Below are 22,498 nucleotides of genomic sequence, written 5' to 3' on the forward strand. Positions count from 1 at the left end.
TAGTGAGTTATAAACTATTCGTAAATGGGTTTGTAAAAAAACTTAATTTAGTTCTGTTGCGCTTTAAAAGCTTCTTCTATTACAGATAAAGGAACTTCTTTATTAGGGTAATTATGCATTATAGATAATACTTGTTGTATAGCCATTGGAGATAAGCCCATACTTAATCCTAATTTGTGCAATTTATTAATTTCTAATATAGATTGCTTATCATCTACATTCATCAATTTTATTAAATTACAAAAATGACTTACTTTTTCTGCTTCTGTACCTGGTTTAATTCGCTCTATTTTTGTCTGAAAAAGAGAGTCTAAAACCACAGCATCTACACCTAAATCCTCTGCTACTTCTAATAAAAAGTCGTATTCAGATTGGACTAAGCCATCTACCTTAGCTAAATCAATTAAATCTAATAATATGCTTAATTTCTTTAAATAATTGGTTTCTACAGACATAGTAAATTTTATAGGCAGCAATATACAGTTTTTCTTAAAAAGCATACAACTAATTTAATAGAAATGTATAACTGTCACATCTTTATGTATCAATGGTATATTTATAGTAACTTTGTGCAAAATATTTTTATATATGACAAATAATGATACTCTAAAAAAACTAAGGGTGGCGCTTATGCTACGTGATGATGATATTGTAGAAATTTTAAAGTTGGTAGATTTTAAAATTACGACAAGTGAACTAGGTGCTTTTTTTAGAAAAGAAGATCATCCAAAATATATGGAGTGCGGAGATCAAATTCTACGTAACTTTTTAAATGGGCTTGTAATATACTTGCGTGGCTCTAAAGAGAACCCTACTACACCTGCAGAGGCATTAGCTAAAAAAGGAAAAACTACTACTGCACCTAAGAAAAAGATTTATGCTAGCAATAAGCCTAAACCTGTATATAAGGATAGAGTTAGAGAAAAAAATAAGAATCAAGATCTTAGTAGTGTAAAATATAAGAATAAGAAGAAGTAATTTAATTCTTAAGCATAAAAAAAGGGACAATCTTACGATTGTCCCTTTTTTAGTATCTAAATTTTAGCTTAAGCTAAAACAGCTTTTACTTTATCTGCAGCTTCTTGGAATTCTACAGCAGACTGTACATCTAAGCCAGAATTATCTATTAATTCTTTAGCTATATCTGCATTAGTTCCTTGTAAACGTACAATAATAGGCACATTTATAGTTCCCATATTCTTGTAAGCATCTATAACACCTTGTGCAACACGGTCACAACGTACAATACCACCAAAAATGTTAATTAAGATTGCTTTTACAGCAGGATCTTTTAATATAATTTCAAAAGCAGCTTCTACACGTGCAGCATCTGCAGTACCACCAACATCTAAAAAGTTAGCTGGCTCACCACCTGCTTGCTTAATTAAATCCATAGTAGCCATTGCTAAACCAGCACCGTTAACCATACAACCAACGTTACCGTCAAGATCTACATAGTTTAAACCTAATGCTCCTGCTTCAACCTCAATTGGGTTTTCCTCACGCAAATCTCTCATTTCTGCGTACTGCTTTCTTCTGTATAATGCATTATCGTCTATAGATACCTTAGCATCTACAGCCATTATTTTATTATCTGATGTTTTTAACACTGGGTTAATTTCAAACATACTAGAATCGCTTTCTACATACGCTTTGTATAATGAAGCAACAAATTTTGTCATTTCTTTAAAAGCTAATCCAGATAAACCTAAGTTAAAAGCAATTTTACGTGCTTGAAAAGCTAATAAACCTGTAGAAGGATCTATTTCTTCTGTATAAATTAAGTGCGGAGTTTTTTCTGCAACTTCTTCAATATCCATACCACCTTCAGTAGAATACATAATCATATTTCTACCAGTAGCTCTGTTTAACAATACAGAAACATAAAATTCTGATGTCTCACTTTCGCCAGGATAGTAAACATCTTCTGCTACTAAAACTTGGTGAACTTTTTTACCTTCTGCAGAAGTTTGCGGAGTAACAAGGTTCATCCCTATAATACTTCCTGCAATTTCTTCAACTTCGTTTAAATTTTTGGCAAGTTTAACTCCACCACCTTTACCTCTACCACCAGCATGTACTTGTGCTTTTATCACATGCCATCCAGTACCAGTTTCTTCTGTAAGTTGCTTTGCAGCAGCAACAGCTTCTTGTGCATTATGTGCAACTATTCCGCGTTGTATACGTACGCCAAAGCTTGCTAAAATCTCTTTTCCTTGATATTCGTGAAGGTTCATATATAATAGGTATATTTTGTTCTGGTACAAAAATAAGAAACCAAGGTCAATTTCTCTAATTAATTTTAAGTAAGCTTTCTATAATTACAACCTTTACATCGAATTAAATTTAAAAAATGTTTTATTTATAACAAATTGTTATTTTTTAATAATATTGCAACCAATTTTTTGATGCGTAAAATAACTATCTTAGTTTTGTAAAAAAAAATATACTATGCAGGCATCCGATTTATTGAAGATTGCAAAAACATACGGCGATCCCGTTTATGTTTATGATTCGGAAAAAATAATTTCCCAGTACCAAAGACTTACAAATGCGTTTAAGGGCGTAAAAAAGTTACAATTAAACTACGCCGCTAAGGCATTATCTAATATATCTATATTACGTTTAATGAATTCTTTAGGTAGTGGTTTAGATACCGTTTCTATACAAGAAGTAGAATTGGGTTTACTTGCAGGCTTTAAACCAGAGTCTATTATATTTACACCAAACGGTGTTTCTCTAGAAGAAATAGAAAAGGCTGCTGCTTTAGGCGTACGTATAAACATAGATAACCTATCTGTGCTAGAACAATTTGGTGGTAAACACCCAAATGTACCTGTTTGTATTAGAATTAACCCACACGTTATGGCGGGCGGAAACTCTAATATATCTGTAGGACATATAGATTCTAAGTTTGGTATTAGTATTCATCAGATTCCACACTTATTACGTATTGTAGAACTTACTAAAATGAATATTAACGGTATACATATGCATACTGGTAGTGATATTTTAGATATTGATGTTTTCTTATATGCGTCTGAAATACTTTTTGAAACAGCTAAGAATTTTAAGAATTTAGATTTTATAGATTTTGGTAGTGGCTTTAAAGTTCCTTATAAAGAAGGTGATATTGAAACTAATATTGAAGAATTAGGAAAAAAATTAAGCTCTAAATTTAACTCGTTTTGTAAAGAATACGGAAAAGAATTAACTCTTGCTTTTGAACCTGGTAAGTTTCTTGTGAGCGAATCTGGTTTCTTTTTAGCAAAAGTAAACGTAGTAAAACAAACTACATCTACCGTATTTGCTAGTATAGATTCTGGTTTTAACCATTTAATTAGACCAATGCTTTATGGATCTTCTCATAAAATAATAAATATCTCTAACCCTAAAGGAAGAGAACGTTACTATTCTGTTGTTGGCTACATCTGTGAAACAGATACTTTTGCTAGCAACCGTAGAATTAACGAAATATCTGAAGGTGATATTTTAGCTTTTCATAATGCAGGTGCTTATTGTTTTACTATGGCAAGCAACTACAACTCTAGATTTAGACCACCAGAGGTTTTATGGCACAAAGGTGAAGCCATATTAATACGTGAACGCGAAACTTTTGATGATTTAATAAAAAATCAAGTAGACGTTAAAGACCTTTTTTCTAAAAAGGAAACTAAAAAAGAAAAAGCCACTGTTTAAAACAGTGGCTTTTGCCTTTTAAAAAGGATAAATTTACAAACTATCTTCTAACTTATTTTCTAATTGCTTATTAAAATCGGCTTCAAACTTTTCTTTAAAGTTGACTTCTAATTCCAAATTACCTTCTAAATTTTTCTTTACATTTAATTTATTAGTTGTAGATGATATTGTTAATACATTAACAACTTCTAATGCCTCTTTACCATCTTTATAACCCCCAATATTCTTTAAACTCTGCATTAAGCTTGAAAAGAACTGTTGCATTTGAAATTTTTCAATTTTAGAATCTTTTACTTCCTCTAAAGCTGTATTTACTAGTGTAACACCAAATGTGCTTTTTAAATACTCTTCAATCTTTCTTTGTTTTCTTTTTAATTCTAATGGTGTTGGCACCAATTCATCCTTTACCTCAAAATAAGTATCATCAGTTAAAATATCGACAAAACGTGTAAAATTTATAATACGAATACAGTCTATTTGCGTGATTTGCAAATAGCTAATTTCTTCTCCAGAAATAATTACTAGAATATTATTCTCTGTATTTATTTTAATTGGAGTACCTTCTAAATAAATACCAGAACTTAAATGTAAAGAAACTACAGCTTTGTTTTTTTGATTCTCTACTGCATTATGTTCTATAATTTTATCTAAAATAACTCTTGGAGTTTCTACCAATAAAGACGGAAAAAGTTTTTGTATATCCATTATATATTAACTTATATTAAACTTGTATTAAACTTGTATTACAATGCAAAATTAAGCTGATTACACACCATAAAACACCCCAATTTCTGCTAAAATAACTCCCTGTAAACAGGGTGTTTTATATTTTAATAAAATAAATACCCTAATTTTTCGTTAGCTTTGTTAAGGTTGATGGACTAAAAACAAAATATCTACTATGAAATTAAAATCTTTAAACACCATAAAAATTTGTGCTATACTTTTTTTAGCATTCACTTCTTTTACAACTAGTGCCCAAGAGGTAGAGTGGTTAAGCTGGGAAGAAGCTGTTGAATTAGCAAAAACAGATAAAGCACCTAAAAAAATGTTTATAGATGTTTATACCGACTGGTGTGGCTGGTGTAAAAAAATGGATGCAGATACTTTTCAAAATCCTGAGGTAGCTACATATATGGCCAAGAACTATTATATGGTAAAGCTAGATGGAGAACGAAAAGAACCTTTAGAATACAAAGGACAGACTTATAAATTTGTTGCTTCTGGTAGAAGTGGTTACCACGAATTTGCTGCGGCATTAATGCAAGGTAAAATGAGTTACCCAACAACTATTTTCTTAGATGAAAAACAACAAATGCTTTCTCCTGTTCCTGGATACCAAAAACCAACGCCATTTTTAAAAATAGCGAAGTATTTTGGAGAAGATATTCATAAAACTAAAAAATGGGCAGAATACGATACTAAAGCCGAATAAAACCTATTTTACAAAATAAAAAAAGCGCTCTAAATTAATTTAGAGCGCTTTTTTTAAACTATAATTTTACTATTCAATTGTTTTACCTTGACTAACAAAAGATAACCCTTGCTGACCTTTGGTAGAAATAAAAACACCTTCAAAAATTGGCTCGCTAGTTTCTTTATTTATTTTCCAGTCAAAAATAAAATTACCTCCGGTACCACCTTCTCTATTGTCCTCTTCTATAACAATTGCAATACTTTCCATTGGAGCTACAAATATTTTATCTTTTGTATAATTACGAATAGATTTACCCGCTGTATCAAAATATTCTGCGTGTAAAATATATAACGTATCTGTGCTACTTGTGTTACGCATACTTATTGTTGCCGTTAAATTGTGCGTAGTATGTTCAGTCTGACTATACACTTGAGAGTAAACAGACAAATATGTTTTACCTGCTTTTGAGGAGTCAGATATTTTATAATTTACACTTCTTTTACTCCAGTTAATTTCACTGTTAACATCTACATCTTTTGGCTCTATACAAGAACTAAAAGTAATAGTCAAAATCAGTAATAAAATAAGGCTTTTCATCTATCTCTATTTTAAAGACTAAGTTACGTAAAATTAAATTCTATAAACACTTTTTATGCTTTAGTAAAGTACTTTTTTCTTAACCAAAAAGATACTTTAACCAAAAGTATTAACGCTGGAACCTCTACTAATGGTCCTATGACACCTGTAAAAGCTTGACCAGAATTTAATCCAAAAACTGCAATTGCAACTGCAATTGCCAATTCAAAATTATTACCTGCTGCCGTAAAAGCCACTGCCGTTGTTTTATCATAACTAGCGCCCGATGCTTTTGTTACAAAAAAGCCAATAATAAACATTAATGTAAAGTAGATTAATAATGGTACTGCTATAATTAAAACATCCATAGGTATTTCTACTATTAACTCTCCTTTTAAAGAGAACATTAAAACAATAGTGAATAGCAACGCAATTAAGGTTAATGGTGAAATACTTGGTATAAACTTAGTGTTGTACCACTCCTCACCTTTTAATTTCACAAGTATTAATCTACTTAAAATACCTAATAAAAAAGGCAAACCTAAATAGATTGCGACACTTTCTGCTATAGCACCTACAGAGATGTCTACAATAGCACCTTCAAACCCAAAATAAGGAGGTAACACAGTAATAAACAACCACGCATAAAAACTATATGCAAATACCTGAAAAATACTATTTAAAGCTACTAAACCAGCTCCATACTCACTGCTACCTTCTGCCAAGTCGTTCCAAACTAAAACCATTGCTATACAACGTGCCAAACCAATTAATATAAGACCAACCATATATTCTGGGTAATCTCTTAAAAAAGTAATAGCCAAAACAAACATTAATACGGGTCCTATTATCCAATTTAGAATAAGAGATATTGATAAAATCTTTGTGTTTTTAAATACCTTAGGTAGTAATGCATAATTAACTTTTGCTAACGGAGGATACATCATCACTATTAAACCAATAGCAATAGGTATATTAGTTGTACCTACACTAAAAGAATCTATAATTTCTGGAAAAGTAGGCACAAAATACCCTATACCAACACCTAAAACCATTGCAATAAAAATCCACAAGGTTAGGTAACTATCTAAAAAACTTAATTTTTTACTAGCCATTATTTCTTAATATTTGAAAATAAATAAAACATTTCTGAAGCTATTTGTAAACTTCTCTCTTGGTATTTTTCTGCTTGTTGTGGTGTACCATCAAAAGCTTTTGGATCTTCAAAAGTTATAGGAACACGCTTTTCTGCCCCTGCAATAAAAGGACAACCGCCATCTGCCTGTGAACACGTCATTATTGCTGCAAACTGTGATTCTGGATTAAAAGCATCGTCATATTTTTTAGAAAAACCAATAATTGGTTGTGCATTTGCTGCATACTTAATACTGTAAACCGGATTGGTAGTATCTGCTAACTTTTCAATTTTAAAGCCTGTATTACTTAACGTTTTAGCAACCATAGGAAAAAGTGCTGTAGCTTCTGTACCTCCAGAATAACATACCACATTTTTAATGTTAAAATATGCTGCCATTGTTTGTGCCCATACCTGAGACAAATGACTTCTTCTAGAGTTGTGCGTACAAATAAAATTTAAACGTACTTCTTCGTCTTTTTCTACTTTAGCTTGCACAAAGCCTATCAATGGTTTTAATATAGCTTTTCGCTCATCACTAACAGCTACTTCTTTTAAATTACCAATAAAGGAATTAATTTCTTCAAACATCATTATAAGTATTTAATTATTTAAGTCTAGCAACAACCAGAATTTGGTTCACAACTATTACCAGATGCTTGTATGCTAGCTAATTTTACTTTTTCTTTCTTATCTGGAATACCACATTTATCTTTAGCCAAACAATCTGTTAATTTTGAAGTTAGTAAAAAGTTAGTTCCATCAAAATCTAATCCGTATCTACCAATAGTATCTCCCTGGTACTCTACTTCTACCTCTAAATCTTCAATTCCTAAAACTTTTTCAGATAATTCTATAATGTTCACTAGTTTCTCTGGGTGCAATCTATGATCGTAATCTTGCTCATTCCATAACTGAAAACTTACAGCTTCTTCATTCCTAACCGTACCACCACAGTCTATAAAGTTTTTTGTAACCTTACCCACTTCTGTGACGTGAAAATGACTCGGTACTAAATCACCATTAGGTAATTGAAATGCAATTTTATCTAAACTTTTTAAATTTGCTTTAACTTCTGATAATTTCATATTATTCTATTTTAAATTATACTTAACAACAACCGTTGTCTATTTCTAAATCTTGATCTAAAAACTGATTCATTACAGTTTTCATTTTTGTCCAATTTTCTGGGTGTATACAGTAACAAACACTGGTACCTTCTACACTACCTTTTATCAACCCTAATAATTTTAATTCTTTTAAATGCTGAGAAATGGTTGGTTGTGCCAAACCAATAACACCAACTAAGTCGCCACAGATACACATATTAATTTTAAACAAATGCTGAAGTATTGCCACACGTGCAGGATGACTAAAGGCTTTAGCATAAATTGCTATTTGATTTTGTTCTTCTGTAAATATTTCTGTCTTGGCTAAACCCATTTCTTTATTTGTTTATTGCAATATTACGATTAATAAGAATGCAAATGAAAAATAAACACAAAAAAATGCGACATAACTTTTAAAGCTATGCCGCATTTTTATAATTTATCTTCTAAAACTATCTGCTATAATTAGGAGACTCTTTAGTAATAGTAACATCATGAGGGTGACTCTCATTAATACCACTTGCAGTAATTTTCACAAATTTACCTGTCTCTTTTAAAGTCTCTATATCTTTAGCACCACAGTAACCCATACCAGCACGTAAACCACCTACAAATTGATGAATACTCTCGTATAACTCACCTTTGTAAGGTACGCGACCTACAATACCTTCTGGTACTAATTTTTTAATATCATCTTCTACATCTTGAAAGTAACGATCTTTACTACCTTGTTTCATAGCTTCTACAGAACCCATACCACGATAAGACTTAAACTTTCTTCCTTCGTAAATAATAGTTTCTCCTGGAGATTCTTTTGTACCTGCCAATAAAGAACCTAACATAACAGTATCTGCACCAGCAGCAATTGCTTTTGGAATATCTCCTGTATATCTAATTCCGCCATCTGCAATTACAGGAACACCACTACCTTTTATAGCAGCAGCAACCTCTAAAACAGCAGAAAACTGAGGAAAACCAACACCCGCAACAACTCTTGTTGTACAAATAGACCCTGGTCCAATACCAACTTTAACCGCATCTGCACCAGCTTCTACTAAATATTTAGCAGCTTCTGCAGTTGCAATATTACCTACTATAACATCTAAATATGGGAATTTCTTTTTTACCTCTTTTAATACAGTAACCACACCTTTGGTATGTCCATGAGCTGTATCTATAACAACAGCATCTACACCTGCATTTACTAAAGCTTCTGCACGTTCTACAGCATCTGCAGTAACTCCTAAAGCAGCAGCTACTCTTAATCTACCATAAGTATCTTTATTTGCAATTGGCTTTAATGTAAGTTTTGTAATATCTCTAAACGTAATTAAACCAACCAACTTATAATTCTTATCTACAACTGGTAATTTTTCAATTTTGTTAACTTGTAAAATATCTTCTGCTTGCGCCAAAGAAGTGCCTTCACTAACAGTAACCAAGTTTTCGGTAGTCATTACCTCTGCAATTGGTCTATCGTTATTTTTTTCAAAACGAAGATCTCTGTTGGTTACAATACCAATTAGTTTACCATCGCCATCTACTATAGGAATACCACCAATACTATACTCTTTCATATTAGCTTTTGCATCGCCAACAACAGAGTTTAACGGTAAAGTTACCGGATCTATAATCATACCACTTTCTGCACGCTTTACTTTACGTACTTTAGCAGCTTGTTCTGCTATAGTCATATTCTTATGTAACACACCAATACCGCCTTCTTGCGCCATAGCAATAGCCATACGAGATTCTGTAACGGTATCCATTGCCGCAGAGACAATTGGTACATTTATAGTTATGTTTCTTGTGAATTTTGCTTTTATACTTACTTCTCTAGGAAGTACTTCTGAAAAAGCGGGAACTAAGAGTACGTCGTCGTAAGTTAGACCTTCTCCTACAATTTTATTTAGGTGAGCTTGCATAGCAATTAGAGATTAATTGCGTGCAAATATACAATTTATAAATCTAAACAGCCATATTTTTACCAATAAGAGTTTTCACAATGTTTTCTTAACGTTTCGGTAGCATAGGTATACCTATCTTTAGGACTAGTTAAATCTCCTTTAAATCTAATTTTTTTAGGTACAACCAAACCATAAAAAAATTTCCCTTTAGCTATACGTTCTAATCTTTTTAAAGTTTTAGCATCCATTTCTTTATATATAGCTACAATCCAAACATATTGTTCTTTATATAAAAGGTTATTATCCCAAATTTTACTCTCTTCTTTGCTTAATATTTTATCTTGAAGATATAATTTCTTTAAACTTTTAAAGGCCGAATTAAATACTTTTTCACTACCGTTTTTAGATGATAAAACAACATCTTTTTTCACTACTATATTGTAAGGAAAACGAGAGGTTAAACTTAATTTTGAAGATATAAAATGTGCCATTCTTGGCCATACAACCTTATGTCCTTTTTCTTCTATTGACAATGCAAACCATTTGTAAAAATCTCTTCTTTCTGCTATAGTTTGATATTCTAAAAATAGATTATTAGTTAGATTGAAACTATTTGCCTGTTGCCAAACAATAGTATTCCTTAATCTATCCTTAGTTAACCAATCTTGTGAAGTAAGTATTGTATCTCCTGTTTCTTGTCGATATTCTTTTAGGTTCTTCCACTCGGCAGCAGAGCCATCAATAAAAATTAAAAAAAGAATAAGATTTAAGAAGTAACGCATAGTTGTATAAATCTACTAAACTATACGGTAAAAACTATGTTGTGGCTTGCTTTTTAAAAAGTTGTAATAAAACAACCAATACAGACATAGTAAAAGTAAGCGTCATTAACATACCAGAAACCATAACAACATACTTCATCCATAGCATACCAGACCATAGCATATAAATACCTCCAAAGGTTAGTATTACAGATAAAAAAGGTTCTACTGTTAAAAATAACTTTAATTTTTTAGGAAGCTTTGTTATCCATACTAAAGCACCTAATAAGAAAAAAATAAAAGACATAGATAATATATGCGTATGTACAGTAGTAAGCATTTCTCTTTTGCTTTTCTTAAACTTCATTACTTCTGCATCTTCATCTTGCTCGTTACCTAAGTAACTTTCTTCTATACCTCCTGGATTAGATTCTGTAGTTTCATTAACAAATAGAAGTCCACTATAAAAACCAATAGATAAGATAACCACAAAGGCTCCTATAAATAGTTTTATTTCTGATGGAAAAGTGTTAAGTAGTCCGTTGTAGATCATTATAAAACTTTACGCTCTTGAAGCATACCAATGGTTTGCAAAAGATTATCCATTGCATTAGTCATAGACCTAACTGAAATTGTAGCACCAGAAATAGCATCTATATTTGTATTTAAACTAACACGGTCTTTACCTGTTTTACCTAGAAATTGTTTTAACCATCTAGAACTTCCTATTTCACCACCATATTCTTCTCTATAAATTAAAACTTTAGAACTTACAACTTCTAAGTTTTCATTAAAAAGAACTAAATAATCAAATTTAGCTGTCTTACTAGATGCCTGGTCTACAAAAACGTAGCCAACTAATTTATTATCTTTTAATAGGCTGTAAAAATTATCTTCAGTAATTTTTACAGGTAAATCTTTATTTAGTTCACCAGAGACAGATACAGATTTTAGCGTAGCATCTTCTACTCCAAAAACTTTTACAATCTCTTTTTTTACTTTTTTATGAATAGCTCCAGATAATCCAAAACCAAACAAAGTAAAAGAAAAAATCAAAATAGCTACCGTATATAATCTACTTAACTTCATAAAGCAAATATACTAATTTAGAATCATTTTTAATAAAAAAATAAGGCTATCCCAAAAAATATAGGATAGCCTTTAGTTATATAATCATTACTTACTATTAGAACCAAACACCAATTCCAAAATTAAGCTGATTATCTACGTTATCTCCATTTAAAGCATTATCTCTAAACTGGTAATCACCTTTTAATACAACACCAGGAGCAATATGGTAAGATAATCCAGATGTAATATCTGTTCTATTATATGCATCGTTACGCACTAATGCACCATCTGTGCTGTTGTGTGTATCGTACTGCTCGTATCTTGTAAATACAAATAATTTTTGATCGTTAGATCTTGGCAGTAAATTGTATGCCCCTTCAACATAAAAACCTTGCATTGCACTACCTAAATCTTTTCCTGTTGCAGTATTATATTCTTCTGTATCTGATAATGATGCGTGTATAAATTGACCTCTAGCTGTAAATCTATTGTATGCATAACGAGCGTCTAAACCTACCATAGAAATACCAACATTAGCACCATCTAAACCTTCTATATCATCATCTGCTTGTGTTTTTCCAAAATAACCAGACAAACCTAAACGTAAACCTGGTAATCCGTAATATTCTAACTTAGTAGAAAAAGTAGGACTATCTACTGTGGATTTAATTCCTTTTTGTCTTCCGCTTCTTAACCCGTTAGAACCTTTTAAAACACCTGTTAAACCTCCAGCGCCATCTGACATTGTAGATCTAAATCCGTTAAAAATATACGCTTGGTACCCTAAAGAAGCTGAATTTAATTTACCACTTACACCAACACCTAATTCTCTCCATGTAGTTGGTACAATAACATTATCCATTGCCGGACGTTCTACTCCGTTAAAAGTAGTTGGCTCGTGATACTCATTTACAATACCCATAGGTATTAGCATTAAACCACCTCTTAAGTTTGTATTGTTTGCAACGCTATAGTTTACAAAAGCTTGCTCAACAAACACTTCCTCTACGTGTTCAAACTCAATTTCCGTAAAAAACTGAGTCTTATCGTTAAACCTATACCCTAACAATAAAACCAAACGTTGTACATCTAATTCTCCGTTTTTACCTTCTGGCTGATTATATGTCATTTCGCCATAAGCGCCAACTGTTACGGCTGACCCATAGTTACCAGATAAAATACGTTGTGCAGAGTTTAATTGTTGCTGTGGATCTAGCATTATAGAATCTGTTGCTGTCTGCCCAAATGCAACAACTGCAAAACAGATAGCTAAAAGTGATGTTATTTTTTTCATTATAAAACAGTTGTTTTTATTTAGATTAATTCTTGTTAATGAATTTCAGGGCGCAAATATAAGCGTGAAAATTTATTTCACAAATTTATTTGTATTAAATCTAAATAAAATTAATTACTGCATTAGGAAATAAAAATAGAAAAGTCTTTTAGTGATATTTTAAAAACAACTCAGTTGCTTTATTGTACGCTGCTTCAAACACCATCCAATTTACATTAGTATCAACTTTTTCTGCTGTAAAATAAGACAACATTTTTTCGGTAGGCATATTACCTGTTAAATCGTCTTTTGCCATTGGACAACCACCAAAACCTTGAATTGCACCATCAAACCTAACACAACCTGCCTTATATGCTGCATCTATTTTCTCTTGCCACTTAGTTGGTGTAGTATGTAAGTGTGCTCCAAATTTAATATCTGGATACTTTGGTATTAAATTAGAAAACAAATAGTCTATAACATCTGGCGTAGAAGAACCAACTGTGTCTGATAATGATATAATATTAACTCCCATATTAGAAAGTTTCTCTGTCCACTCACCTACTATTTCTACATTCCAAGGGTCACCATAAGGATTACCAAACCCCATAGAAATATAAGTTACCACCTGCTTATCTGTTTTATTAGCTATATCTAAAATTTCTTTTAGTGTTTCTACAGATTGCGCTATGGTTTTGTGTGTATTACGCATTTGAAAATTCTCTGAAATTGAAAACGGATACCCTAAATAATCTATAGGTTTATGTATACTTGCATCTTGTGCTCCACGCACATTAGCAACTATAGATAACAGCTTACTTTGTGTATTAGAAAGATCTAACTTATCTAAAACCTCTGCAGTGTCTACCATTTGCGGTATTGCTTTTGGAGAAACAAAACTACCAAAGTCTATAGTGTCAAAACCACAATTCAATAAAGACTGAATATATTTCACCTTTAAATCTGTAGGTATAAATTCTTTAATACCTTGCATTGCATCTCTTGGGCACTCTGTTATTTTTACTTTAGTAGACATACACATTTGTTGTTGACTTTTTCAAAATTACTATTATTTATCCGATAAAAGGATATAAATTCCTAAGCCTATAAAAACAACAATTTGTAGCCATTTAAAAATTAATCCAACCTTTTCATTTTTAGTGATGTAACTAGATATAGAACCAGCCAAAACTGCTATTAGCCCAAAAATCATAAAAGAAACCAACATAAAAAGAAGGCCTAAAATATAGAACTGAACAACTGTACTAATACTATCACTAAATAAAAACCCAGGAAAAAAAGCTAAGAAAAACAAAGCTACTTTAGGGTTTAAAACATTCATTATAAAACCTTGTCTAAAAAGTGCAGGCATACTCTTTTTAGGTGCATTACCATTAGATACTATAAGACTAGCATCACTCTTAAAAACTTTATAAGCAATAAAAAAAAGATACAATGCCCCAAAAATCTTTATACCCAGAAACAAATTATCATTAGCTTTAATTATGGCAGACACACCAAAAGCTAAAAGTGTAGTATGTACCAAACAGCCAGACATTAGACCTGCTACAGTAGCTAAACCAGATTTTTTACCATTAACCAAACTTTGCGTTAATACATAAATGTTGTCTGGGCCAGGAAAAAAAGCTAGTAATGCCGTTGCAGACATAAAGGCAATAAGTATATCGTAATTCAATTTTAGAAATTTTTAAGAATGAAAAATACAAATTTTAAAGAACTAAGCTTTCTAATTTTATATCTTTCAATAAAATTAGTCCGTAATGAAAAATTTAGCAATCTTTATTTGTATTAGTCTTAGTATAACTTGTTATGCTAATAAGCCAAAAGACAACATAGATTCTACTGTACCAAACAAAGTTTTAATGCAAAAACAAGATAGCGTCCTAAGACACGTAGTTATTTTTAAATTTAAACCAGATGCTACAAAAGAACAAATAACTAATGTAGAAAAAGCGTTTAGTGCTTTACCATCTAAAATACCACAAATAATGAGTTATGAGTGGGGATTAAACAATAGTCCAGAAGGTTTAAGCAAAGGTTTTACTCATTGCTTTTTTGTTACATTTAAAAATGAAAAAGACAGAGCTACTTATTTACCACATCCAGACCATAAAGCTTTTGGCACTTTATTAAATCCTATTTTAGAAGATGTTTTTGTTTTAGATTATTGGTCTAATTAGCCCTTAGCCAAAATTGCTTTATTTATTCTTTTTACAAGACCTGGTCCTTCATAAATAAAACCTGTCCATATTTGTATTAAGTCAGCTCCTGCGTCTAATTTTTCTAAAGCATCTTTTTCAGAGTGTATACCTCCTACTCCAATAATAGGGAATGCTTTATTGCTTTTTTCTGATAAAAAACGAATAACCTCTGTGCTTCTGTTTGCAAGTGGCTTACCACTTAAACCTCCATTTTCTTTAGTAACACTCTCTGGAGATTTTAAATTGTTACGCTCTATGGTTGTGTTGGTTGCTATAACACCATCAATCTTTGTAATTGCAACAATATCTATAATATCTGTTAACTGATCGTCTGTTAAATCTGGAGCAATTTTTAATAGTATAGGCTTAGCTTTTACACCTTTTTGCGTAACATATTTTTTATTTTCAGTAACAAGTGCATTCAGTAAATTTGTTAACGGTTCTTTATCTTGTAACTCTCTTAAACCAGGAGTATTTGGAGAACTTACATTTACAACAAAATAATCTACGTGAGCGTATAAAGCTTCAAAACAAATTAAGTAATCTTCAACAGCACCATCATTAGGTGTAATCTTGTTTTTACCAATGTTACCACCAATTAAAACATTGTGTTGCGCCTTTAAACGTTCTACCGCTTCTAAAACACCTCCATTATTAAAGCCCATACGGTTAACAATAGCACTATCAGCTTTTAATCTAAATAATCTTTTTTTAGGATTTCCAGATTGCGGTTTAGGAGTTAATGTTCCTATCTCTATAAAGCCAAATCCAAAATTAGAAAGCTCTTTAAAAATCTTAGCATCCTTATCAAAACCAGCAGCTAAACCTACAGGGTTTTTAAACTTTATTCCAAAAACTTCTTTCTCTAAACGTTTATCTTCTACCACATACATAGCTCTAAATAAACCTCCAAATCCTATTTTAGAAAAAAACTTGATTAACGAAAAAGATAAGTGGTGCACCTTTTCTGGATCCATCAAGAAAAATAAGGGCCTAATAATTACTTTGTACATAGATTTTTAAACTTTTGGCAAAAATACAAACTACTAAGAAGTAGAACTATTTTAACATTGCTTTTTATTAACAGTTTTTATAATTTTTATAACTAAAATACAGAGCTATAAATCTATTTAAAAAACGAAATAAACTGTATTTTTGAGTAAAATTTAAACTCATGCAAGATATTCTAGATAGATTTTTAAGTTATGTTAAGATTGATACGCAAAGCGATGCCAGTTCTAACACTACTCCCAGTACAGCTAAACAATGGGATTTAGCCAATAAATTAGTTACAGAGCTTAAGGAAATAGGAATGCAAGATGTTACTATAGATGAAAACGCCTATATAATGGCAACTTTACCTAGCAATGTAGACAAAGATGTACCTACAATAGGTTTTGTTGCACATTTTGATACTACTCCTGATTTTTCTGGAACAAACGTAAACCCGCAAATAATTAGAAATTATGACGGTAAGGATATTGTTTTAAATGCTGAAAAAAATATTATTCTATCTCCAGATTATTTTGAAGATTTAATGCAATACAAAGGTCAGACTATTGTTACTACAGACGGCACGACTCTTTTAGGTGCAGATGATAAAGCTGGAATTACAGAAATAATGACAGCTATGGAATACCTAGTTGCACACCCAGAAGTAAAACACGGTAAAATTAGAGTTGGTTTTACACCTGATGAAGAAATTGGTCGCGGAGCTCATAAATTTGATGTTGAAAAATTTGGTGCAGAATGGGCATATACTATGGATGGTAGCCAGATTGGCGAATTAGAATACGAAAATTTTAATGCTGCAGGTGCAAACATTAAGATTCACGGTAAAAGTGTACATCCTGGTTACGCCAAAGGTAAAATGATAAATGCCATAGGTATTGCACAGGAAATTATGGCTGCTTTACCTAAAAATGAAGTTCCAGAACAAACATCTGGAAGAGAAGGTTTTTACCATATACACACTATTAAAGGTGAAATTGAAAATGCTGAATTAGGTTTAATAATTCGTGATCACGATAGAAACTCTTTTGAGAATCGTAAAAAAGGATTAGAAACAATTATTTTTAAGCTAAACGAAAAATACAACAACTGTATTGAGCTTTCTATTAAAGACCAATACTTTAATATGAAAGAAAAAGTTATGCCTGTTTACCATATTGTAGAAACAGCAAAAGAAGCTATGGAGGCATTAAATATTACTCCTATTATAAAACCTATTCGTGGGGGCACAGATGGATCGCAGTTAAGTTATATGGGATTACCTTGTCCTAATATTTTTGCAGGCGGACATAATTTTCACGGTAAGTACGAGTACGTTCCTGTAGAAAGTATGGAAAAAGCAGTAGAGGTAATTGTAAAAATTTGCGAACTTACTGCAACTAAATAATTTAGAATAGGAATTCCTATATATGCTGTTGGCAGAAAAAATGTAGCAGGAATTTTAGCTTACAAGCATCCTTTTTAAATATTGTTTTACAATGCAATGTTTTTAAAAGACTCTAAAAAAAGTGTTGCAAAAACACGTAAGAAGGCAAAATCAAAATATAAGAATAAAAAAAGCTACTCCATATAGAGTAGCTTTTTTATATTTTAAGTAATCTAAAAGATCTACTGTAAACCTTTTAAACTTTTTTCTAAAGTTTCAATTTTAGCCTCAGCATCTGCCTGCTTATTACGTTCTATTTCTATCACCTTATCTGGCGCATTGCTTACAAAACGCTCGTTACTTAATTTCTTTTGTACTGAAATTAAAAACCCTTTAGTATACTTTAATTCTTCTTCTATTTTTTTAATCTCAGCTTCTATATCAATAGCGCCAACCATAGGAATAAAATACTCATTAGATTTTACTCTAAAAGAAAGTGCCCCATCTACAGCTGCATCTGTGTAAGAAATTGAAGAAACGTTAGTAAGCTTAGAGATAATTACGTCCCAATCTTTAGAAACACTTTCTGCATCTAACACAGACAACTCTAAAGCTTCTTTCATAGGAATATTTTTCTCTTTTCTTATAGTCCTAATGCCTGAAACAACCTCAGCAGCAAAATCGAAATTAGAAATAATAGTTTCATCTACCTCTTTTTGCTCTGGCCATTTTGCAACAACTAAAGCTTGCTCTGGAGTACGGTCTGTAACATGTTGCCAAACCTCTTCTGTTAAGAATGGCATAAATGGATGTAATAATTTTAAATTCTCTTCAAAAACAGAAATTAAAGCATTATAAGTTGTTCTATCTATTGGTTGTTGGTATGCCGGTTTAACTATTTCTAATAACCAAGAACTATAATCGTCCCAAACCAATTTATAAATAGACATTAGAGCATCAGAAATACGATATTTACTAAAATGATCTTCTATCTCTACTAGTGTTTTATTAAACTTAGCATTGTACCATTCTAATCCAATTTTAGAAGCTTCTGGTTGTGGTAAGTCAGCAACTTCCCAACCTTTTATCAATCTAAAGCCATTCCATATTTTATTAGCAAAGTTTTTTCCTTGCTGACAAAGAGCTTCATCAAACATTAAATCGTTACCAGCAGCAGAACTTAATAAAAGTCCTACTCTAACACCATCTGCCCCATATTCTTCAATTAATTTTAAAGCATCTGGAGAATTTCCTAGAGATTTAGACATTTTACGTCTTTGCTTATCCCTAACTAAACCTGTTAAATAAACATTCTCAAAAGGTTTTTGGTCTTTATACTCGTAGCCAGCAACTATCATACGGGCAACCCAGAAAAATAAAATATCGGGACCTGTAACTAAATCATTGGTTGGATAATAGTATTTAATTTCTTCGTTTTCTGGCTCTAGAATACCATTAAAAACACTCATTGGCCACAACCAAGAAGAAAACCAAGTATCTAATGCATCTTCATCTTGACGAAGGTCTTCTATTTTTAAGGTCGTATTACCAGATTTTTCTTGAGCTAATTTTAAAGCATTTTCTTTGTTTTCTGCTACAACAAAATCATCTGCACCATCGCCAAAATAATAAGCAGGTATTTGTTGTCCCCACCATAATTGACGAGAGATATTCCAATCACGAATATTCTCCATCCAGTGACGGTATGTATTCTCGAATTTCTTAGGGAACAATTTAACTTCTGCATTTTCACCTAAAACGGCTTCTATAGCTGGCTTAGCTAATTCTTCCATTTTTAAAAACCACTGATCTGACAATCTTGGCTCTATAACAGCCTTTGTACGTTCTGATGTGCCAACTTTATTTAAATGTTGTTCAGTTTTAACTAAAAATCCTTTTTCTTCTAGCTCTTTAGAAATTTCTTTACGTACAACAAACCTATCTTTACCTTCATAATGCAAGCCAAAACTATTTAAAGTTGCATCTGCATTAAAAATATCTACTACTTCTAAATTGTGCTTATCTCCTAAGTTTTTATCGTTTACATCATGTGCTGGTGTAACTTTTAAACACCCAGTACCAAATTCTAAATCTACATACTCATCTTCTATAATAGGTATAACTCTATTTACAATTGGTACTATTGCTTTTTTACCTTTTAAATGAGTAAAACGCTCATCATTAGGATTAATACAAATTGCTGTATCTCCAAAAATAGTTTCAGGACGTGTAGTTGCAATAGTTAACGTATCATTAGAACCTTCAATTTTATAATTAATATAATAAAGGTTTCCTTGTTTTTCTTCGTGGATTACTTCTTCATCAGACAAGGTAGTTTGTGCCTCTGGATCCCAGTTTACCATACGGTAACCTCTGTATATTTTTCCTTTATTATAAAGATCTACAAAAACCTTTATTACAGACTCCGACATATGGTCGTCCATAGTAAAAGAGGTACGTTCCCAGTCACAAGAACATCCTAATTTTTTAAGTTGATCTAAAATAACACCACCGTACTCGTCTGTCCAGTCCCAAGCGTGTTTTAAAAACTCTTCTCTAGATAAATCTGCTTTGTTTATACCTTGTTCTTTTAACTTAGCAACAACTTTTGCTTCTGTAGCAATAGACGCATGGTCTGTACCAGGAACCCAACAAGCATTTTTTCCTTGCAAACGAGCTCTACGTATTAAAACATCTTGTATTGTATTATTTAACATATGCCCCATATGTAGAATACCTGTAACATTTGGCGGCGGTATTACTATTGTATATGGCTCTCTATGATCTGGCGTAGAATGAAAATAATTATGCTTTAACCAATAGTCATACCATTGGTTTTCAGATTTCTGTGAGTCGTATTTTGATGCTAGTTCCATTCTTTGGTATAGTTTTTGAATTACTCTTAACGTTGAGTATTTAATTTTAATAGTAAAGCCCGCAAATTTAAAGAAAATAAAGGATTTTAACTGTGTTTAAATACGAAACAAAAATAAGCAACGTTATTACATAACAAAAGAATTTTTAAAGGTTGAATTCTAAATAGTATATTTGATCTTAATTAAAACCCAAAATGATGAAAAAAATAGTATTAGTATTATTTGTAGGCCTACTTGCATTTAACCTAAGTGCACAAGAAAAGAAAGCCAAAATTGAATTTAAAACAGAAACTGTAGATTACGGTAAAGTTGAGCGTGGTGGAAACGGTGTTAGAGTTTTTGAATTTACAAATACTGGTAATGCACCCTTAATTATTAGCAAAGTAAATTCTAGCTGTGGGTGTACTATTCCTAAAAAACCGAAAGATCCTATTATGCCTGGAAAAACTGGTATAATTGAAGTAAAGTATGACACTAAAAGACCTGCTGGTCCTATTAGAAAAGCTATAACAGTTATTTCTAACGCAGATACACCAACTAAGGTTTTAAAAATAAAAGGAGAGTTAGTAGAGCCTAAAGCGGTTGCACAATAACTAACAATACCTAAATAGCATTAAAAAAGGCACTCTAACCGAGTGCCTTTTTTTATTTAAATAGTTTTTTAATTCGTAAATTAAACAGTAATTTTTCTCCTCTACGTTCTATAAGTACCCTAACCTTTTTGCCTGGCAGATCGTCTACCATATGTGTTAGCTCTTGTAGTTTATATTTATGGGCTTCTTTTTTATTAACTGCTAAAATAACATCTCCTACTTCTAAACCTGCATTTTTTGCAGGACTATCTTCTCTAAGGTCTGACACTATAATTTGTGGCACCAAACTAATAACAACTTCTTTATCAAAACTAATTTCGACTCCGTTAGAACCTGCATACTTACTTAATCCTTTAACCTTATTATTACCACTTGCTTTATTCTCTTTTATATAACGCATACCTCCGTGTTGCATTGCCATTCCACTAGTTCTAAACCAAAAGGGCTTTTTATAGTTAGAATTTTTCTTAAAATAAATTTTACGTCTAGGATAATCTAACACCCAATTAAAACGTTTTAAAACTTCACCTCCTATACTACCGTTTCTCTCTCCAAATTTGGTTATAAACTTTATAGAAGTGCTATCCGGAAATGCTGTCTTTGTATCTTCAATAATAAAACTGCCAAGCTTTAAATGATCTATTTTTGTCCTTTTACCATATATATCACCACTTAGACCTTTACCTAAAAAATCTCCAAAATATTTATGAGGAACAGAAATTCCTTTATTCTCATTTTCAAAAAGCCAAACCGCATCACTACTACCAGAATCTACTAATAGCTTAACAGGAACATTCTTTTCACCTAACAATGCAGTTGCATTTACATATGCTTTTTTTCGTTCTATATGTAAAGGAAGTGATTCTAACCTTTTACTTTTTTTATATTTATAAGCTAACGGATTACATACCTTTAAGTAGCTATTTGTGTAATTGATTTCTACTATATATTTTCTAAAAAAATCGTAACCTAAAATACCGTGGACAGGTATTCCTAACTTAGAAGAAAAGTTTAACTCTTTATCCAACACCACATATATTTGCTGATTGTTGTTTTTGAAAGATTCTAACTCAAATGTATTCCCTTTAGAGCTAAGAGCCTTTACAGGTTCCCCACCACCGAGCCCTTTTATATTAATTTCCGAGACATTTTTAATATCAATAGAATCTTGGTCAGAAAAATTAAATAATATAGGTTTACTTACTCCTGTATCTAAAATAAATGTAAGCTCTGTTCCATTAATCTTTGCAGGAATAACAATAAGGTTATTAATCAGTTTAAACTTAATTTTTTCATAACTCTTCCCCTCTGGCAATTCAAAAGTTTGCGCTCCAGATATAAACGGAAAAAACATACATAAAAATAAGATTCTTAGTGCCATAAGTACTGTTTTACAACCCAATCTCACTTAAAATACAAAAAAAAAAGTTAAAGACCTTATTTTCAACCTTAAAATAGATAAAAATTAAGCATTATGATGTT

Annotated in this window: 24 protein-coding genes; 6 read left to right on the plus strand and 18 right to left on the minus strand. The window is 31.5% G+C overall.

The features are described from left to right. Positions 1–47 precede the first annotated feature (47 nt). Positions 48–500: a TerB family tellurite resistance protein gene (locus BT107_RS05435; RefSeq protein WP_244543099.1), complete on the minus strand. Its 453-nt coding sequence runs from the start codon at positions 498–500 to the stop codon at positions 48–50. Positions 501–588: 88 nt separating this feature from the next. Between BT107_RS05435 and BT107_RS05440 the strand changes: the two genes are divergently transcribed. Continuing rightward, the gene (locus tag BT107_RS05440) at positions 589–978 is read left to right on the plus strand and encodes a DUF1456 family protein (RefSeq protein WP_072302725.1); all 390 of its coding nucleotides are present in this window, start codon (positions 589–591) and stop codon (positions 976–978) included. A gap of 68 nt (positions 979–1,046) precedes the next feature. Here BT107_RS05440 and sucC read toward each other — a convergent pair whose 3' ends face one another. Then, the gene (gene sucC, locus BT107_RS05445; RefSeq protein ID WP_072302726.1) at positions 1,047–2,237 is read right to left on the minus strand and encodes an ADP-forming succinate--CoA ligase subunit beta; all 1,191 of its coding nucleotides are present in this window, start codon (positions 2,235–2,237) and stop codon (positions 1,047–1,049) included. Between the two features lie 214 nt (positions 2,238–2,451). Here sucC and lysA point away from each other — a divergent pair, with 214 nt between their 5' ends. Then, complete coding sequence (lysA, locus tag BT107_RS05450) at positions 2,452–3,699, plus strand: diaminopimelate decarboxylase (protein WP_072302727.1); 1,248 nt, start codon at positions 2,452–2,454, stop codon at positions 3,697–3,699. A 33-nt stretch (positions 3,700–3,732) separates the two neighbouring features. Here the strand turns inward: lysA and BT107_RS05455 are convergent, their stop codons facing one another. After that, positions 3,733–4,404: a hypothetical protein gene (locus BT107_RS05455; RefSeq protein WP_072302728.1), complete on the minus strand. Its 672-nt coding sequence runs from the start codon at positions 4,402–4,404 to the stop codon at positions 3,733–3,735. Between the two features lie 196 nt (positions 4,405–4,600). On the opposite strand from BT107_RS05455, the gene BT107_RS05460 reads away from it, so the two are divergent. Then, complete coding sequence (locus BT107_RS05460) at positions 4,601–5,134, plus strand: thioredoxin family protein (RefSeq protein WP_072302729.1); 534 nt, start codon at positions 4,601–4,603, stop codon at positions 5,132–5,134. A 69-nt stretch (positions 5,135–5,203) separates the two neighbouring features. Here BT107_RS05460 and BT107_RS05465 read toward each other — a convergent pair whose 3' ends face one another. The 12 genes from BT107_RS05465 to BT107_RS05520 all read right to left on the minus strand — a co-directional run bounded on the left by BT107_RS05465 (position 5,204) and on the right by BT107_RS05520 (position 14,644). Further along, a complete protein-coding gene (locus tag BT107_RS05465) occupies positions 5,204–5,713 on the minus strand; it encodes a DUF3124 domain-containing protein (RefSeq protein WP_072302730.1) in 510 nt (169 codons plus the stop codon). Between the two features lie 53 nt (positions 5,714–5,766). Continuing rightward, the gene (arsB, locus tag BT107_RS05470; RefSeq protein WP_072302731.1) at positions 5,767–6,807 is read right to left on the minus strand and encodes an ACR3 family arsenite efflux transporter; all 1,041 of its coding nucleotides are present in this window, start codon (positions 6,805–6,807) and stop codon (positions 5,767–5,769) included. Then, positions 6,807–7,421 carry an arsenate-mycothiol transferase ArsC gene (locus BT107_RS05475; RefSeq protein WP_072302732.1) on the minus strand — a complete coding sequence of 205 codons (615 nt, stop codon included), beginning with the start codon at positions 7,419–7,421 and terminating at the stop codon, positions 6,807–6,809. The genes arsB and BT107_RS05475 overlap by 1 nt, the downstream gene beginning before the upstream one ends. A 23-nt stretch (positions 7,422–7,444) precedes the next feature. After that, positions 7,445–7,915, minus strand: coding sequence for a DUF6428 family protein (locus BT107_RS05480; RefSeq protein ID WP_072302733.1), 471 nt, complete (start codon positions 7,913–7,915; stop codon positions 7,445–7,447). A 22-nt stretch (positions 7,916–7,937) separates the two neighbouring features. After that, positions 7,938–8,270: an ArsR/SmtB family transcription factor gene (locus BT107_RS05485; RefSeq protein WP_072302734.1), complete on the minus strand. Its 333-nt coding sequence runs from the start codon at positions 8,268–8,270 to the stop codon at positions 7,938–7,940. Positions 8,271–8,388: 118 nt separating this feature from the next. Continuing rightward, positions 8,389–9,861, minus strand: coding sequence for an IMP dehydrogenase (gene guaB / locus BT107_RS05490; protein WP_072302735.1), 1,473 nt, complete (start codon positions 9,859–9,861; stop codon positions 8,389–8,391). A gap of 59 nt (positions 9,862–9,920) precedes the next feature. Then, on the minus strand, positions 9,921–10,625 hold the full coding sequence (locus BT107_RS05495) for an Insecticidal toxin complex protein (protein WP_072302736.1): 705 nt from the start codon (positions 10,623–10,625) through the stop codon (positions 9,921–9,923). Positions 10,626–10,659: 34 nt separating this feature from the next. Beyond that, positions 10,660–11,157, minus strand: a complete 498-nt coding sequence (locus BT107_RS05500) for a hypothetical protein (RefSeq protein WP_072302737.1) — start codon at positions 11,155–11,157, stop codon at positions 10,660–10,662. Further along, on the minus strand, positions 11,157–11,693 hold the full coding sequence (locus BT107_RS05505) for an FMN-binding protein (protein ID WP_072302738.1): 537 nt from the start codon (positions 11,691–11,693) through the stop codon (positions 11,157–11,159). The genes BT107_RS05500 and BT107_RS05505 overlap by 1 nt, the downstream gene beginning before the upstream one ends. 97 nt (positions 11,694–11,790) lie before the next feature. After that, positions 11,791–12,969, minus strand: coding sequence for a hypothetical protein (locus BT107_RS05510; RefSeq protein WP_072302739.1), 1,179 nt, complete (start codon positions 12,967–12,969; stop codon positions 11,791–11,793). A gap of 148 nt (positions 12,970–13,117) precedes the next feature. After that, positions 13,118–13,984: a hydroxymethylglutaryl-CoA lyase gene (locus BT107_RS05515; RefSeq protein WP_072302740.1), complete on the minus strand. Its 867-nt coding sequence runs from the start codon at positions 13,982–13,984 to the stop codon at positions 13,118–13,120. A 33-nt stretch (positions 13,985–14,017) separates the two neighbouring features. After that, complete coding sequence (locus BT107_RS05520) at positions 14,018–14,644, minus strand: LysE family translocator (RefSeq protein ID WP_072302741.1); 627 nt, start codon at positions 14,642–14,644, stop codon at positions 14,018–14,020. Positions 14,645–14,729: 85 nt separating this feature from the next. Between BT107_RS05520 and BT107_RS05525 the strand changes: the two genes are divergently transcribed. Next, a complete protein-coding gene (locus BT107_RS05525) occupies positions 14,730–15,149 on the plus strand; it encodes a Dabb family protein (protein ID WP_072302742.1) in 420 nt (139 codons plus the stop codon). On the opposite strand, the gene BT107_RS05530 is transcribed toward BT107_RS05525, so the two are convergent. Beyond that, positions 15,146–16,183 carry a quinone-dependent dihydroorotate dehydrogenase gene (locus BT107_RS05530; protein WP_072302743.1) on the minus strand — a complete coding sequence of 346 codons (1,038 nt, stop codon included), beginning with the start codon at positions 16,181–16,183 and terminating at the stop codon, positions 15,146–15,148. The genes BT107_RS05525 and BT107_RS05530 overlap by 4 nt on opposite strands. A gap of 161 nt (positions 16,184–16,344) precedes the next feature. Here BT107_RS05530 and pepT point away from each other — a divergent pair, with 161 nt between their 5' ends. Beyond that, positions 16,345–17,568 carry a peptidase T gene (gene pepT, locus BT107_RS05535; protein ID WP_072302744.1) on the plus strand — a complete coding sequence of 408 codons (1,224 nt, stop codon included), beginning with the start codon at positions 16,345–16,347 and terminating at the stop codon, positions 17,566–17,568. A 221-nt stretch (positions 17,569–17,789) separates the two neighbouring features. Here the strand turns inward: pepT and BT107_RS05540 are convergent, their stop codons facing one another. Continuing rightward, the gene (locus tag BT107_RS05540; RefSeq protein WP_072302745.1) at positions 17,790–20,423 is read right to left on the minus strand and encodes a valine--tRNA ligase; all 2,634 of its coding nucleotides are present in this window, start codon (positions 20,421–20,423) and stop codon (positions 17,790–17,792) included. Positions 20,424–20,617: 194 nt separating this feature from the next. Here BT107_RS05540 and BT107_RS05545 point away from each other — a divergent pair, with 194 nt between their 5' ends. Continuing rightward, on the plus strand, positions 20,618–21,016 hold the full coding sequence (locus BT107_RS05545) for a DUF1573 domain-containing protein (protein WP_084639132.1): 399 nt from the start codon (positions 20,618–20,620) through the stop codon (positions 21,014–21,016). A 52-nt stretch (positions 21,017–21,068) separates the two neighbouring features. On the opposite strand, the gene BT107_RS05550 is transcribed toward BT107_RS05545, so the two are convergent. Further along, a complete protein-coding gene (locus BT107_RS05550; RefSeq protein WP_072302747.1) occupies positions 21,069–22,397 on the minus strand; it encodes an aspartyl protease family protein in 1,329 nt (442 codons plus the stop codon). Positions 22,398–22,498: the final 101 nt, after the last annotated feature.

The organism is Cellulophaga fucicola (assembly GCF_900119145.1).
In the GTDB taxonomy this organism is placed as follows: Bacteria; Bacteroidota; Bacteroidia; order Flavobacteriales; family Flavobacteriaceae; genus Cellulophaga; species Cellulophaga fucicola.

Excerpts from the sequence above, each read along its gene's own strand:
- BT107_RS05435 (WP_244543099.1), bottom strand. The coding sequence starts at position 500 with ATGCTTTTTAAGAAAAACTGTATATTGCTGCCTATAAAATTTACTATG.
- BT107_RS05440 (WP_072302725.1), top strand. The coding sequence starts at position 589 with ATGACAAATAATGATACTCTAAAAAAACTAAGGGTGGCGCTTATGCTA.
- sucC (WP_072302726.1), bottom strand. The coding sequence starts at position 2,237 with ATGAACCTTCACGAATATCAAGGAAAAGAGATTTTAGCAAGCTTTGGC.
- lysA (WP_072302727.1), top strand. The coding sequence starts at position 2,452 with ATGCAGGCATCCGATTTATTGAAGATTGCAAAAACATACGGCGATCCC.
- BT107_RS05455 (WP_072302728.1), bottom strand. The coding sequence starts at position 4,404 with ATGGATATACAAAAACTTTTTCCGTCTTTATTGGTAGAAACTCCAAGA.
- BT107_RS05460 (WP_072302729.1), top strand. The coding sequence starts at position 4,601 with ATGAAATTAAAATCTTTAAACACCATAAAAATTTGTGCTATACTTTTT.
- BT107_RS05465 (WP_072302730.1), bottom strand. The coding sequence starts at position 5,713 with ATGAAAAGCCTTATTTTATTACTGATTTTGACTATTACTTTTAGTTCT.
- arsB (WP_072302731.1), bottom strand. The coding sequence starts at position 6,807 with ATGGCTAGTAAAAAATTAAGTTTTTTAGATAGTTACCTAACCTTGTGG.
- BT107_RS05475 (WP_072302732.1), bottom strand. The coding sequence starts at position 7,421 with ATGATGTTTGAAGAAATTAATTCCTTTATTGGTAATTTAAAAGAAGTA.
- BT107_RS05480 (WP_072302733.1), bottom strand. The coding sequence starts at position 7,915 with ATGAAATTATCAGAAGTTAAAGCAAATTTAAAAAGTTTAGATAAAATT.
- BT107_RS05485 (WP_072302734.1), bottom strand. The coding sequence starts at position 8,270 with ATGGGTTTAGCCAAGACAGAAATATTTACAGAAGAACAAAATCAAATA.
- guaB (WP_072302735.1), bottom strand. The coding sequence starts at position 9,861 with ATGCAAGCTCACCTAAATAAAATTGTAGGAGAAGGTCTAACTTACGAC.
- BT107_RS05495 (WP_072302736.1), bottom strand. The coding sequence starts at position 10,625 with ATGCGTTACTTCTTAAATCTTATTCTTTTTTTAATTTTTATTGATGGC.
- BT107_RS05500 (WP_072302737.1), bottom strand. The coding sequence starts at position 11,157 with ATGATCTACAACGGACTACTTAACACTTTTCCATCAGAAATAAAACTA.
- BT107_RS05505 (WP_072302738.1), bottom strand. The coding sequence starts at position 11,693 with ATGAAGTTAAGTAGATTATATACGGTAGCTATTTTGATTTTTTCTTTT.
- BT107_RS05510 (WP_072302739.1), bottom strand. The coding sequence starts at position 12,969 with ATGAAAAAAATAACATCACTTTTAGCTATCTGTTTTGCAGTTGTTGCA.
- BT107_RS05515 (WP_072302740.1), bottom strand. The coding sequence starts at position 13,984 with ATGTCTACTAAAGTAAAAATAACAGAGTGCCCAAGAGATGCAATGCAA.
- BT107_RS05525 (WP_072302742.1), top strand. The coding sequence starts at position 14,730 with ATGAAAAATTTAGCAATCTTTATTTGTATTAGTCTTAGTATAACTTGT.
- BT107_RS05530 (WP_072302743.1), bottom strand. The coding sequence starts at position 16,183 with ATGTACAAAGTAATTATTAGGCCCTTATTTTTCTTGATGGATCCAGAA.
- pepT (WP_072302744.1), top strand. The coding sequence starts at position 16,345 with ATGCAAGATATTCTAGATAGATTTTTAAGTTATGTTAAGATTGATACG.
- BT107_RS05540 (WP_072302745.1), bottom strand. The coding sequence starts at position 20,423 with ATGGAACTAGCATCAAAATACGACTCACAGAAATCTGAAAACCAATGG.
- BT107_RS05545 (WP_084639132.1), top strand. The coding sequence starts at position 20,618 with ATGATGAAAAAAATAGTATTAGTATTATTTGTAGGCCTACTTGCATTT.
- BT107_RS05550 (WP_072302747.1), bottom strand. The coding sequence starts at position 22,397 with ATGGCACTAAGAATCTTATTTTTATGTATGTTTTTTCCGTTTATATCT.